A 12,647-nucleotide genomic window follows, 5' to 3' on the forward strand; every position below is an offset into this window, starting at 1 on the left:
GGTTCACACGCTAGCGTTGCCGTCGATGTCCTCCCGCCTGCTCCGCGCTCCCCTGGCCGTGGCCTCCGCCGTCCTGCTCCTGAGCGGCTGCTCGGCCGCCGTGGCCCTCGAACCCGCGGCGGACGCGACGAACGAGGGCTGCGCCGAGGTCTCGGTCCGCCTGCCCGACGTCGTCGCCGAGCTGCCCGAGCGCGAGACGAACGCGCAGGGCACGGCCGCCTGGGGCAGCCCGGCGGCCGTCATCCTGCACTGCGGCGTCACGCCGCCCGGCCCCACGACCGACTTGTGCGTCTCGGTCAGCGGTGTCGACTGGATCATCGACGAGTCGCAGGCCGCCGACGACGTCTACACGCTGACCACCTACGGCCGCGATCCGGCCGTCGAGATCACCGTCGACCAGAGCCGCGCCTCCGGCACCTCGGCGGTCGTCGACCTCGCGAACGCGGTCTCCTACCTCCCGCAGGAGCGCGCCTGCACGAACGTCTCCGACACGGACACCCTCGACCCCGCGGGCACGCCGACGGGCTGATCCGTCTGCCGAGGCACGTCCGATCTGCAGGTTCCGCACCACGGAGAGCGCTCACCGCGCGATGGACTCCAGCTGGCGTCCCCGGATCGCCTGCAGATCGATCGTGAGCAGCCTCGTCTCAGCCCGGGGAGCGGAGCGCCGCGGCCGCTACCTCGAGCGCTCGCTCCGACGTCGCTCCGAGTGCCCTCGCCCGCGCCGCATAGGCCCCGGCCGCGAGCTGCAGCTCGTGCTCCACCGCGTCGACCCCGCCGGACACGACGGTGCCGGCGCGGCCCCGCGTCTCCACGATCCCCGCCGCCTCGAGCTCCTTGTAGGCGCGCGCGACGGTCCCCGGAGCGACGCCGAGCTCCTCGGCGAGCGCGCGCACCGCGGGCAGCCGGGTCCCCACCAGGAGCGATCCGGCCGCGACCTGCGCGGTGATCCCCTCCCGGATCTGCTCGAACGGCGCCCGCGGGCCCGCCTCGAGCCGGAGCCCGAGGCCGGCCTCGGTCATCGGACCGCGGCCGGGACGCGCTCGAGCGCCAGGTCGAGCAGCTCGCTGATCAGGTCGGGGTAGTCGACGCCGCTCGCGCCCCACATCCGCGGGAACATCGAGATCGGCGTGAAGCCCGGCATCGTGTTGATCTCGTTGATGACGAAGCCGTCCGCCGTCAGGAAGAAGTCGACCCGCGCGAGGCCCTCGGCGCCGATCGCGGTGAAGGCCCTGACCGCGAGGGCGCGCATCTCGGCGAGCTCGTCCTCGGTGAGGTCGGCCGGGCAGACCAGCTCGACGCCCTTCATCCCGAGGTACTTGGCCTCGAAGTCGTAGAAGCCGCCGCCGCTGACGACGACCTCGCCGGCCACGGACGCCCGCGCCGTCGCCCCGCGGCGCCCGCCGAGCACGCCGATCTCGACCTCGCGGCCGACGATCGCGGACTCGATCAGCACCCGGGAGTCGTGCGCGAACGCCTCCTCGAGCGCGGCGTCCAGCTCGGAGCGCTCGTCGACCCGGCTCACTCCGACGCTCGATCCGGCGCGGGCCGGCTTGACGAACGCGGGCAGGCCGAGCTCGTCGAGGGCCGACGCCGCGTCGCTCGGGTCGTCGCGCCACTCCGCCTCGGTCACGGTGTACCAGGGGGCGACCGCGATGCCCGCGGCGCGGAAGACGGTCTTGGTGAAGTGCTTGTCCATCCCGAGTGCGGAGGCGAGCACGCCGGAGCCGACGTAGGGCAGACCGACCAGCTCGAGCATCCCCTGGACGGTGCCGTCCTCGCCCCACGGGCCGTGCAGGATCGGCAGCACCACGTCGATGTCGCCCAGTGAGCGGACGGAGCCGTCGGCCGCGGTGACGGTCAGCTCGCGCGAGAGCGCCGACTCCGGCCAGCGCACGCGGGTTCCGTTGTCCTCGACCCGCGGCAGGGCGTTCGCGTCGAGCGCGAACTTCTCCGGCCGGTCCTCCTCGAGCACGAACGCGCCGTCGGCGGTGATCCCCACCGGGATCACGTCGAAGCGGTCACGATCGATCGCCCGCAGCACCCCCGCCGCCGTTGCGCAGCTGATCGAGTGCTCGCTTGAACGCCCCCCGAACAGAACGGCCACTGCGAGCTTGCTGGTCATCGAGGTTCCTCTCACCCTGGGGCTCGTCCGAATCCGTGGTCAGGTGCGGCGCGATGTCCTTCGGATCGAGCGTACCGGCGAGCACCTGCGACACCTGCTCGACGATGGGCATGTCGACTCCGCGGGCCCGGGCGAGCTCGAGGATCGGCGCGACCGAGGAGAGCCCCTCCGCCGTCTGCTGCATCGACTTCACGACGTCGCCGAAGCTGTAGCCCTGGCCGAGCAGGCGCCCGGCCGTGTTGTTGCGGGAGAGCGACGAGCTGGACGTGGCGATCAGGTCGCCGAGGCCGGCCAGCCCGGACATCGTCTCGGGCCGCCCGCCGTAGGCGACGGCGAAGTCGGTCATCTCGGCGAGGCCGCGGGTGATGATCGAGGCCTTGGTGTTCTCGCCGTAGCCGACCCCGTCGACGATGCCGATCGCGACGGCGATCAGGTTCTTCAGCACACCGCCGAACTCGGTCCCGATCACGTCGGTGTTGACGTAGGAGCGGAAGTAGCGGTTGGTCGCGGCGAGCGCGACCTCCTGGGCGGTGACGAGGCTCTCCGAGGCGATGACCGCTGCCGTCGGCTGCTCCTTCGCGATCTCGAGCGCGAGGTTCGGGCCGGAGGCGACCGCGATGCGGCTCGGATCGATCGGAAGCACCTGCGAGATCACCTCGCTCATCCGCTGGCCGGTGCCCTTCTCGACGCCCTTCATCAGGCTGACGAGGACGGTCCGCTCGGTGAGGAACGGCGTGATCGCCTCGAGGTTGCCGCGCAGGGTCTGCGACGGGATGGAGAGGTAGACGTGGTCGGCGCCCTCGAGCGCCTCCTCGATCCGCGGGGTCGCCCGGATGTTGCGCGGCAGATTGATGCCGGGGAGGTAGTCGCTGTTGCGCTTGGCCTCGGTGATCTCGCGGGCGAGCTCGGCGCGCCGCGCCCACATCACCACGTCGGAGCCGCCGTCGGCGAGGATCTTGGCGAACGTGGTCCCCCAGCTGCCGGCGCCGAGGACGGCGACGCGGCGCGGCACGGGGATCGGCGCCTTCTCGGCCCTACTGCTCCTGCTCAAAGCGTCCCGTGCCCTTCTGGTTGTGCTCGGCGGGGTTCCAGCGCTTCTCGGGCGCCGTCTCGCCGCGCAGTTCCTCGAGCAGACGGGTGATCGCGGCCATCACGACGGTCGAGGCCTCGTTGAGCGTCGCGGAGTCGAGGCTGCGCCCGCGGAACGCGGAGAGGTCGACCGGGTCGCCGACGAGGACGTCGACGCGCTTGCGGCGGAAGAGGGTGATCTTCTTGGAGTAGCGGCCCATCAGCTGCTGCGTGCCCCAGTGCGCGACGGGCACGACGGGCAGTCCGTACTGCAGCGCCATCCGGACCGCGCCGGTCTTGCCGCGCATCGGCCAGAGCTCGGGGTCGCGGGTGAGGGTGCCCTCCGGGTAGATCAGGACGGAACCGCCCTTGTCGACCAGCTCCTTCGCCGCCTTGAGCGGCTCGCTGCCGCGCACGGAGCCGGCCCGCTCGACCGGGATCTGTCCCGAGGCGCGGAGGATCGCTCCAGCGACGGGGATCTTGAACAGCGAGGCCTTGGCGAGGAAGCGCGGCGCGCGACCGGCGCGCCAGAGCACCCAGCCCGTGATGAACGGGTCGATCTCGCTGTAGTGGTTCGGCGCGAAGACGAACGCCCCCTTGCTCGGGATCTTGTCGATGTCGCGGACCCGGAGGTCCACGGAGGCGGTGAGCGTCGGGATCACCAACGCCGCGAGGAGCCAGAAGATGGACGGACGGCTTCGTTCAGACACCCGCCCATCCTCGCACCCCGGGTCCGCCGCCCCCCGCCGCCCACGCCCGCGCACGGCGCGGCGCGGCGCCCGCGGCACGTCGCGCCGTGCTGGTCGAGCAGCCCCGCCGCGGCACATCGCGCTGCATGCTGGTCGAGTAGCCCCGCAGGGGCGTATCGAGACCCGCCGTCCCCAACAGGGCGAGTCTGCAGACCCGTGTTCTGACGCTGGCGGATCTCGATACGCCCTCTGCGAGGGCTACTCGATCAGCATGCAGAGACCCGCCCCTCTGACGACGGTGGATCTACTTGGAAGAGACACCCGCACACATGCTGGTCGAGTAGCCCCGCAGGGGCGTATCGAGACCCGCCGTCATCAGCACGGCGGGTCTGCAGACTCGACTTCTGACGGTGGTGGATCTCGATACGCCCGCTGCGCGGGCTACTCGATCAGCATGACGATCCCCTCCCATGCTGGTCGAGTAGCCCTGCAGGGGCGTATCGAGATCCCGGCGAACGTCGGACTCTCCGCCGCTGTGTGCTGCCTGCGCCGCGAGTACCGGCATGCCGAGACGGCTCCCGCACGCGGTTCCGGCCGATCACGGGAGGGGGCATCGCCGCGTTAGCGTGGCGGAGTGAGCGAGCGACGCGAGAACCCGGTCTCCGCCGCGCTCCGCGGGCTCACCGAGTCGGGGGCGGCGCTCCAGACGCTCGCCTTCGTGCTCCTCCTCGGGTTCTTCGGCGTGTACTCGATCGGCACCCGCAGTCCGGAGCTGCTCGCCCAGCTGCTCGCCCGGGTCGGTCTCGCCGCGGCGGGAGCCGCTGCCGTCACGGGGCTCGTCGTGGTCGTCGTCCGCTCCGTCGCACGCGCGGTCGGCGGCCCGCTCGCGCACGTCGAGGCCGAAGCGAGCGACGGCGAGGTCGTGCTGGGCCGCGGCGACCTGGTCGACGTCCTCCGCTGGGTGGAGCCCCGACTCCCGAGGCGGATCTCCCGCCCCTACGCCGTCGTCGTCCCCGGAGCGAGGGGACTCTCCGTCTCCCTCCGCTCGCACGTCGTGATCGTCCCCTGGTCGCGCGTCCGCACCGTCCGGCGACTCAGGATCCGCCGGGGGATGCGCCGGCACGACGCCGTCGTCGTCGACCTCTCCCGATCCGGTGGCGGCCGAACGCGGTCGCTCACGCTCGTCCCGGTCGAGCGGCCCGGACTGCTGGGGCAGCGCCCCGCCTCGGAGCAGGCGCTGGCCCTGCTCCACCGTCGCGTCGCCGCTGCACTGCCCCCCGGTGAGCCAGCGCCGACCTGGGGCACCCCCGACGAGTGACGCCGCCCTCAAGAAGCTGCGACGGCGGGAAAGAGCGATCCGCTTCGGGGCGTCGCGCAGACGAGATGCAGCGATGCCCCTCCGGACACGTCCCGTGCGTCACCGTCATCGTGCGGCGGATCGCCCCGGTACCGTGTCGACGTGATCCGCGCCCCTCGCCTCCTCGAAGCGGTGCTCGCCGCCGCATCGGAGAGCCCCGCGCTCCTGGTCGCTGCGGCGACCGCCGCGGTCACGATCGTGCTCCTGGTGGTGCTCGTTGCCGCGCGTCTCGTCACCGCTCCGCGCGCCCTCGTCCAGGCGAGCGCGATCGGCGGAGTCGTGGTCGTCGGCGGACCGGCGGTCTCGCGCCTGCTGCGGTTCGGCGACCCGACCGTCCCGACGCCCGATCTGCACCCGTACCTCGTCCTCGATCCGGCGGAGGAGGCCCTCGTGGTGCTCGCCGGCGATCGGCGCATCGAGATCCTCTGGGACGAGATCCGCACCCTCGAGCAACGCACCGTCGGCCTCGGGGGCCGGACCGCGATCGTCGTCACGGTGTCCCGCGGGTTCCGGCCCCGGTCCGCGGACCTGCGTCTCGTCGAGGAGCCCGGACTCCTCGGACTGCGGCCGGCGTCGGCGGAGAGCGTCGACCGCTTTCACGGGCGGCTCCGCGCGCGGGTGGAGGCGGCCGGGTCCGCGTCCCCCGGCAGCCGCTGAGCACGGCGCCGCAGCGGGACCCGTGCTCACGCACGTCCTGCGGGTATCGATCGCGAACGAGGCGGAGTCCTGTGCTCCCTGGAACACCTGCCGGAGCCTCGGACCGACCGCGCGGGCGACGTTCGGCACGCGAAAACGACTCCGGCACGCGCAATCCAACCGATCCGACGAGCCGGACGCGGTTCCGCGGGCCGGAGGTCGGGTCGGCTGCCCGGGTCGTGATGTCCGGCACGCGGAAACGGCTCCGGCTCGCAGGATCGGGAGGATTCTGCGAGCCGGAGCCGTTCCAGCGTGCCGGAGGTGCTGCGGGACTACGCGTCGAGCGAGAAGTCCGCGCCGAGCAGCTCGAGCTTGGTGAGGAAGTTCTCGTAGCCGCGGCTGATGATGCCGACGTTCGAGACGTGCGACGTGCCCTCGGCCGAGAGCGCCGCGATCAGGTGCGAGAAGCCGCCGCGCAGGTCCGGCACGACGATGTCGGCGCCGTGCAGCTTCGACGGGCCGGAGATGACCGCGGAGTGCATGAAGTTGCGCTGACCGAAGCGGCAGGCCTGGCCGCCGAGGCACTCGCGGTGGATCTGGATGGTCGCGCCCATCTCGACCAGCGCGTCGACGAAGCCGAAGCGCTGCTCGTAGACGGTCTCGTGCACGATCGACACGCCCTTCGCCTTGGTCAGCGCCACGACGAGCGGCTGCTGCCAGTCGGTCATGAAGCCGGGGTGCACGTCGGTCTCGATGATGACCGGCTTCAGCTCGCCACCGGGGTGGTAGAAGCGGATGCCGTCCTCGGCGATCTCGAACGCGCCGCCGACCTTGCGGAAGACGTTGAGGAAGGTCGTCATCTCCTGCTGGCGGGCGCCGCCGACGAAGATGTCGCCGTCGGTCGCGAGCGCCGCGGCGGCCCAGGAGGCGGCCTCGTTGCGGTCGAAGAGCGCGCGGTGGGTGTACCCCTCGAGGCGGTCGACACCCTCGATGCGGATCACGCGGTCGGTGTCGACCGAGATGATGGCGCCCATCTTCTGCAGGATGTTGATGAGATCCATGATCTCCGGCTCGATCGCCGCACCCGACAGCTCGGTGATGCCCGAGGCGCGGACCGCGGTGAGCAGCACCTGCTCGGTCGCTCCGACGCTCGGGTAGGGCAGCGACACCTTCGCGCCGTGCAGGCCCTCGGGCGCCGACATCCGGATGCCGGAGGGCAGCTTCTCGACGATGGCGCCGAAGTTGCGGAGCACCTCGAGGTGGTAGTCGATCGGGCGGTCGCCGATGCGGCAGCCGCCGAGGTCGGGGATGAACGCCTCGCCGAGGCGGTGCAGCAGCGGGCCGCAGAACAGGATCGGGATGCGGCTGGAGCCGGCGTGCGCGTCGATGTCGGCGAAGTGCGCCGACTCGACGGCGGACGGGTCGAGGATCAGCTCGCCCACCTCCGGGCCCTGCTTCACCTTCACGCCGTGCACCTCGAGGAGGCCCTTCACGACGCGGACGTCGCTGATGTCGGGCACGTCGCGCAGCGTCGAGGCGGTCTCGCCGAGGAGCGCCGCCACCATCGCCTTGGTGACGAGGTTCTTCGCCCCCTTGAGCTCGATCCGGCCCTTCAGCGGACGACCACCGTGGATCGTGAGCCGCTCGGTCGTCATCCCCACCCGTGCTCCCGCCGCCTTGGCATCCTGAAGAAGTGTGTTCACGCTATTTCACCGGCAATGTCTTGGGCCGCCAGCTCGCGCGACGGGTCTCGAATTCGGAAATGAGCGCTTCGTCGCGCAGGGTCAGGCCGATGTCGTCCAGCCCTTCGATCAGGCGCCAACGAGTGTAGTCGTCGACCTCGAAGGGGAAGGTCTCGCCACCGGCGGTGACCGTACGACCAACCAGATCGACGGTCGCTTCTATTCCCGGCGTGCCGTCGATCAGCTCCCAGAGCCGCTTGACGTCGCTCTCGGCGAGGGCCGCGGCGAGCAGCCCCTGCTTGCCGGAGTTGCCGCGGAAGATGTCGCCGAAGCGCGAGGAGAGCACGACGCGGAAGCCGAAGTCGCGCAGCGCCCAGACAGCGTGCTCGCGGCTGGAGCCGGTGCCGAAGTCGGGGCCCGCGACGAGGATCTGCGCGCCCTGGAAGGCCGGCTGGTTCAGCACGAACTCCGGGTCCTGGCGCCAGCCGTGGAAGAGCGCGTCCTCGAAGCCGGTCTTGGTGACCCGCTTGAGGAACACCGCCGGGATGATCTGGTCGGTGTCGACGTTGCTGCGCTTCAGCGGCGCGGCGATGCCGGTGACGGTCTCGAACTTCTCCATGATCAGGCCTCCACCAGCTCGCGGACGGGCTCCAGATCCGACGGACTGGAGAGGGTGCCGCGGACGGCGGTCGCGGCGGCCACGAGCGGCGACACCAGGTGCGTGCGGCCGCCCTTGCCCTGCCGGCCCTCGAAGTTGCGGTTCGAGGTGGAGGCGCAGCGCTCCCCCGGGGCCAGCTGGTCCGGGTTCATGCCGAGGCACATCGAGCAGCCGGCGAAGCGCCACTCGGCGCCGAACGCGGTGATCACCTTGTCCAGGCCCTCGGCCTCGGCCTCGATGCGCACGCGGGCGGAGCCGGGGACGACCATCACCCGGACGCCGGGCGCCTTGGTGCGGCCCGCGATGATCGAGGCGAAGGCGCGGAGGTCCTCGATGCGCGAGTTGGTGCAGGAGCCCATGAAGACCGCGTCGACCGGGATCTCCTTCATCGGCGTGCCGGCCTCGAGGTCCATGTACTCCAGAGCGCGGCGGGCGTTCGAGCGCTCGTTCGGGTCCTCGATCGTGTCGGGATCCGGCACGGCCTGCGAGAGCGAGACGCCCTGGCCGGGGTTGGTGCCCCAGGTGACGAACGGCTCGAGGGCGTCGGCGTCGAGGACGACCTCGGCGTCGAAGACGGCGCCCTCGTCGCTCGGGAGCTTCCGCCAGTAGGCGACCGCGTCGTCCCAGTCCTGGCCCTCGGGAGCGTGCGGACGGCCCTTGAGGTAGGCGAAGGTCGTCTCGTCCGGTGCGACCATGCCGGCGCGGGCACCGGCCTCGATCGACATGTTGCAGATCGTCATCCGGCCCTCCATCGAGAGCGCGCGGATCGCCGAGCCGCGGTACTCGAGCACGTAGCCCTGACCGCCGCCGGTGCCGATCTTCGCGATGACCGCGAGGATGATGTCCTTCGCGGTGACGCCCTCGCGCAGCTCGCCCTCGACCGTGATCGCCATGGTCTTGAACGGTTTGAGCGGCAGGGTCTGGGTCGCCATCACGTGCTCGACCTCGCTGGTGCCGATGCCGAACGCCATCGCGCCGAACGCGCCGTGCGTCGAGGTGTGCGAGTCTCCGCAGACCACGGTGATGCCGGGCATCGTCAGCCCGAGCTGCGGGCCGACGACGTGCACGATGCCCTGCTCGATGTCGCCGAGCGAGTGCAGGCGGACGCCGAACTCGGCGGCGTTGCGCCGCAGGGTCTCGATCTGGGTGCGGCTGGTGAGGTCGGCGATCGGCTTGTCGATGCCGACGGTCGGGGTGTTGTGGTCCTCGGTCGCGATCGTGAGATCGGGCCGGCGGACCGGGCGACCGGCCTGGCGGAGGCCGTCGAAGGCCTGCGGGCTGGTCACCTCGTGCACGAGGTGCAGGTCGATGTAGATCAGGTCGGGGGTGCCGTCCTCGCCCTTGGCGACGAGGTGGTCGTCCCAGACCTTCTCGGCCAGGGTGCGCGGGCGCTCGACGGCCGGGGGCACGGTGGCCGAGGGCACAGCGGCCGACGGCACAGCGGTATCGGGGGAACTGTCGTTCATGGCGGGATTCTCTTCCTCAGGAATGGTGGTCAGCCCACGAGAGACACCGCGACGAGAGAGGCCTGTCAGATCGAGGTCTCGTCGCGGCGGAGAAGGAGGAGCCGGCCGAACAGCATGGACCGAGGATAGCACCGCGCCGACGCCCGCCCGGGAGGCGCGGCCCGAGCGGATCGGGGCGGGTCGGAGCGGTCGGGATCCGCGATCAGGGCGCGACGAGCATGGCGATCAGCACCGCCGGGACCACCAGCAGCGCCGCCGCGCCGACCACCACGCCGCCGACGACGAAGACCGCGGCGAACGCGGCGCCGACCATCCCGACGAAGCCGGAGCGCCGCTTCACCGGCAGCGCCTCGTGCTCGAACCAGTCGCCGTCGAGCGGATCTGGCGACTCCTGCTCGAAGCGCTCGGCCTCGTCGATCCGGGCCGGCAGCTCGGAGAGCATCATCGCGGCGTGCGGTGACTCGGCCGCCAGCTCGAGCGGGCGCACCAGGGCGCGCTCCGCGAACTCGAACGGATCCTCGTCGGTGCGCACCAGCGCGCGCTCGAACGCCCGGCGCTCCTCGGGAGCGGCGCAGTTCTCGATCAGGTAGCCCCAGCGGCCGGCCTCGATGAGGTCGCCCGAACGGCGGTAGAGCTCGGACAGGAGGACCCGGGGATCGAGCCAGGTGGGGTCGGCCTCGACGCAGCGCTCGAGGAGCGACACAGCTCCTCGGACGTCCCCCTCTGCGAAGCGCGTCTTCGCGCGATCGAGAGCCTCGACGGTGTCCATCCCTCCAGTATGCCAATCGACAGCCGGGCTCTGCAGTCGCTGGTCGACGCGGCTGTCACACGTTCGAGGGTCACGGCGCCCGCGGAGCGGTCGGCGGCTCAGGCTCGGGGAGAGAGCACCGCGTCCACGACGACGACCGTCACGTTGTCCCGGCCGCCGGCCTCGACCGCGGCGCCCACGAGCCCCTCGGCGAGATCGCCCCCGTGCAGCGCACCGGCGTCGCGCCGGGCGAAGAGCTCGGCGATGTCCGTGTCGGAGAGCTCCTTGGTGAGGCCGTCGGAGCAGAGCAGATAGCTCGCCCGGGGCACGATCGGCAGGGTCCAGACGTCGGTCTCGACCTCGTCGTCGGCGCCGAGCGCGCGGGTGACGATGTTGCGATCGGGGTGCGACTCCGCCGCCTCGCGGGTGAGGAAGCCCGCCGAGACCAGCTCCTGCACCGCCGAGTGGTCGACGGTGAGCTGCTGGATCCCGGCACCGTCCCAGCGGTAGACGCGGGAGTCGCCGACGTTGAACAGCGCCCAGGACGCCGGCCCCTCGTCGTCGGGGCGGACGAGGGTCAGGCCGGTGAGCGTCGTCCCGCACAGCGCGCCGCCGACATCCAGGTCGCGGACGGCGGCGTTCGCGGCCTCGACGGCTGCGAAGACGTCGGACACGGGGCCGATCGCCTCGGCCGTGCTCGCCCGCAGGCTCTCCACCGCGGTTGCGCTGGCGAGGTCGCCGCGCGCGTGCCCGCCCATGCCGTCGGCGACGGCGACCAGCGTCGGCGCGACGAGGAGCGCGTCCTCGTTCACCCGCCGGACGGCGCCGACGTCGGTGCAGCTCGACACCGTCAGGAGGAGGACGCCCTGCGGCAGGTCGATACTGGTCGTGGTCGTCGTCGCAGTCACGAGGCCCGGCTCACTTCTTCTCGGCGCGGTCCTGCCCGTCGGCGTCCGCGACGACCTCCGGGTGACCGTCGTGCAGCTCGATGTGGGAGTGCTCGCGGCGCATCTTGATCAGGCTCGCGACCGTGGCGACGGTCATGCTGACGACGATGACGGCCAGCGAGGTGATCGTGTCGATGTCCCAGACCGGCAGCGGCTCGCCGCCGTTGAGGAACGGCAGGTCGTTCTCGTGCAGGGCGTGCAGCACGAGCTTCACGCCGATGAAGGCCAGGATGAACGCGATGCCGTACTTGAGGTACTCGAGCTTGTCGATCAGTCCGCCGAGCAGGAAGTAGAGCTGGCGCAGGCCCATCAGGGCGAAGATGTTCGCGGTGAAGACGATGAACGGGCTCTCGGTGATGCCGAAGATCGCCGGGATCGAGTCGAGCGCGAACAGCAGGTCGGTCGAGCCGATCGCGAGGAACACGATCAGCATCGGCGTGAAGTACTTCGTGCCGTCCTTCACCGTGCGGATCTTCGAGCCGTCGAACTCGTCCGAGATCTTCACGCGCTTGCGCAGCAGGCGGATGAGGAGGTTGTCGGTGCCCTCGTTCTCGTCCTCCTTGCCGAACGCCTGGTTCCAGGCCGTGTAGACGAGGAACGCGCCGAAGAGGTAGAAGATCCAGCTGAAGCTCTCGATCAGCTGCGCGCCGAGCAGGATGAACACCCCGCGGAAGATCAGCGCGATGATGATGCCCACCATCAGCACTTCCTGCTGGTACTTCGGCGGCACCGCGAAGCGTCCCATGATGATCACGAAGACGAACAGGTTGTCGATCGACAGGCTGTACTCCGTCAGCCAGCCCGCGACGAACTGGCCGGCGACCTCTCCCCCGCCCAGCAGCAGCATCACCAGGGCGAAGATCAGCGCGAGCGTGACGTAGAAGCCGACCCAGAGGCCGGACTCCTTCAGGCTCGGGACGTGCGGGCGCTTGTAGACCAGCAGCAGGTCCGCGGCCAGGATGAGGCTCAGGACGACGAACGAGCCGGTCACGAACCAGACGGGCAGCTCTTGCATGGGGACCTTCCGGGGGTCAGTGGATTCCGACGGTCTCTCCCCGGGGAGCGGGCCGTTAAACGAGAAGAACCCCCGGCCATGACCGGGGGTTCTGCTCGTGTTGCCGTGGTGACCCCAGCGGGATTTGAACCCGCGTTACCGCCGTGAGAGGGCGACGTCCTAGGCCGCTAAACGATGGGGCCGCGTTTTTGCAACTCGAAGAGTGTTGCACACGGATCCGCACCGGTGCAAATCGAGCGCGCGGACGGCGCGCTCC

At 71.0% G+C, this 12,647-nt stretch carries 13 protein-coding genes and 1 tRNA gene; 3 read left to right on the top strand and 11 right to left on the bottom strand.

Annotation, left to right across the window (positions count from 1 at the left end; all coding sequences use genetic code 11):
- Positions 1 to 25 precede the first annotated feature (25 nt).
- Positions 26 to 529: a DUF3515 family protein gene (locus HQQ86_RS01860; RefSeq protein ID WP_173286016.1), complete on the top strand. Its 504-nt coding sequence runs from the start codon at positions 26 to 28 to the stop codon at positions 527 to 529.
- A gap of 118 nt (positions 530 to 647) precedes the next feature.
- On the opposite strand, the gene HQQ86_RS01865 is transcribed toward HQQ86_RS01860, so the two are convergent.
- Genes HQQ86_RS01865 through HQQ86_RS01880 form a run of 4 tightly spaced genes read right to left on the bottom strand, consistent with a single transcriptional unit; the run spans position 648 to position 3,903 of the window.
- Positions 648 to 1,022 (bottom strand): GntR family transcriptional regulator, encoded by a 375-nt coding sequence (locus tag HQQ86_RS01865; protein ID WP_173286018.1) that lies wholly within the window; start codon positions 1,020 to 1,022, stop codon positions 648 to 650.
- Complete coding sequence (locus tag HQQ86_RS01870) at positions 1,019 to 2,125, bottom strand: D-alanine--D-alanine ligase family protein (protein WP_173286020.1); 1,107 nt, start codon at positions 2,123 to 2,125, stop codon at positions 1,019 to 1,021. Before HQQ86_RS01870 ends, HQQ86_RS01865 begins: the two co-directional genes overlap by 4 nt.
- A complete protein-coding gene (locus tag HQQ86_RS01875) occupies positions 2,022 to 3,137 on the bottom strand; it encodes an NAD(P)H-dependent glycerol-3-phosphate dehydrogenase (RefSeq protein WP_173286025.1) in 1,116 nt (371 codons plus the stop codon). Before HQQ86_RS01875 ends, HQQ86_RS01870 begins: the two co-directional genes overlap by 104 nt.
- A 22-nt stretch (positions 3,138 to 3,159) precedes the next feature.
- Positions 3,160 to 3,903: a lysophospholipid acyltransferase family protein gene (locus HQQ86_RS01880; protein WP_320527334.1), complete on the bottom strand. Its 744-nt coding sequence runs from the start codon at positions 3,901 to 3,903 to the stop codon at positions 3,160 to 3,162.
- A 613-nt stretch (positions 3,904 to 4,516) separates the two neighbouring features.
- Between HQQ86_RS01880 and HQQ86_RS01885 the strand changes: the two genes are divergently transcribed.
- Complete coding sequence (locus HQQ86_RS01885; RefSeq protein WP_173286029.1) at positions 4,517 to 5,200, top strand: hypothetical protein; 684 nt, start codon at positions 4,517 to 4,519, stop codon at positions 5,198 to 5,200.
- A 141-nt stretch (positions 5,201 to 5,341) separates the two neighbouring features.
- Positions 5,342 to 5,896, top strand: coding sequence for a hypothetical protein (locus HQQ86_RS01890; protein WP_173286031.1), 555 nt, complete (start codon positions 5,342 to 5,344; stop codon positions 5,894 to 5,896).
- Between the two features lie 311 nt (positions 5,897 to 6,207).
- On the opposite strand, the gene murA is transcribed toward HQQ86_RS01890, so the two are convergent.
- The 7 genes from murA to HQQ86_RS01925 form a co-directional block, all read right to left on the bottom strand.
- Positions 6,208 to 7,530 carry a UDP-N-acetylglucosamine 1-carboxyvinyltransferase gene (gene murA / locus HQQ86_RS01895; RefSeq protein WP_160088523.1) on the bottom strand — a complete coding sequence of 441 codons (1,323 nt, stop codon included), beginning with the start codon at positions 7,528 to 7,530 and terminating at the stop codon, positions 6,208 to 6,210.
- A gap of 49 nt (positions 7,531 to 7,579) precedes the next feature.
- A complete protein-coding gene (gene leuD / locus HQQ86_RS01900; RefSeq protein ID WP_173286033.1) occupies positions 7,580 to 8,176 on the bottom strand; it encodes a 3-isopropylmalate dehydratase small subunit in 597 nt (198 codons plus the stop codon).
- Positions 8,177 to 8,178: 2 nt separating this feature from the next.
- The gene (leuC, locus tag HQQ86_RS01905; RefSeq protein WP_173286035.1) at positions 8,179 to 9,681 is read right to left on the bottom strand and encodes a 3-isopropylmalate dehydratase large subunit; all 1,503 of its coding nucleotides are present in this window, start codon (positions 9,679 to 9,681) and stop codon (positions 8,179 to 8,181) included.
- 202 nt (positions 9,682 to 9,883) lie between these two features.
- The gene (locus HQQ86_RS01910) at positions 9,884 to 10,450 is read right to left on the bottom strand and encodes a DUF6584 family protein (RefSeq protein WP_173286037.1); all 567 of its coding nucleotides are present in this window, start codon (positions 10,448 to 10,450) and stop codon (positions 9,884 to 9,886) included.
- A 98-nt stretch (positions 10,451 to 10,548) separates the two neighbouring features.
- Positions 10,549 to 11,337 (bottom strand): PP2C family serine/threonine-protein phosphatase, encoded by a 789-nt coding sequence (locus tag HQQ86_RS01915; RefSeq protein WP_367948517.1) that lies wholly within the window; start codon positions 11,335 to 11,337, stop codon positions 10,549 to 10,551.
- 10 nt (positions 11,338 to 11,347) lie between these two features.
- Entirely contained in the window at positions 11,348 to 12,391 is a 1,044-nt protein-coding gene (locus HQQ86_RS01920; protein ID WP_173286039.1) for a TerC family protein, read from the bottom strand.
- A gap of 106 nt (positions 12,392 to 12,497) precedes the next feature.
- Positions 12,498 to 12,573: transfer RNA gene (locus tag HQQ86_RS01925), tRNA-Glu, on the bottom strand.
- Positions 12,574 to 12,647: the final 74 nt, after the last annotated feature.

Origin of the sequence: Rathayibacter sp. VKM Ac-2857, assembly GCF_013205025.1 — a bacterium.
In the GTDB taxonomy this organism is placed as follows: Bacteria; Actinomycetota; Actinomycetes; order Actinomycetales; family Microbacteriaceae; genus Rathayibacter.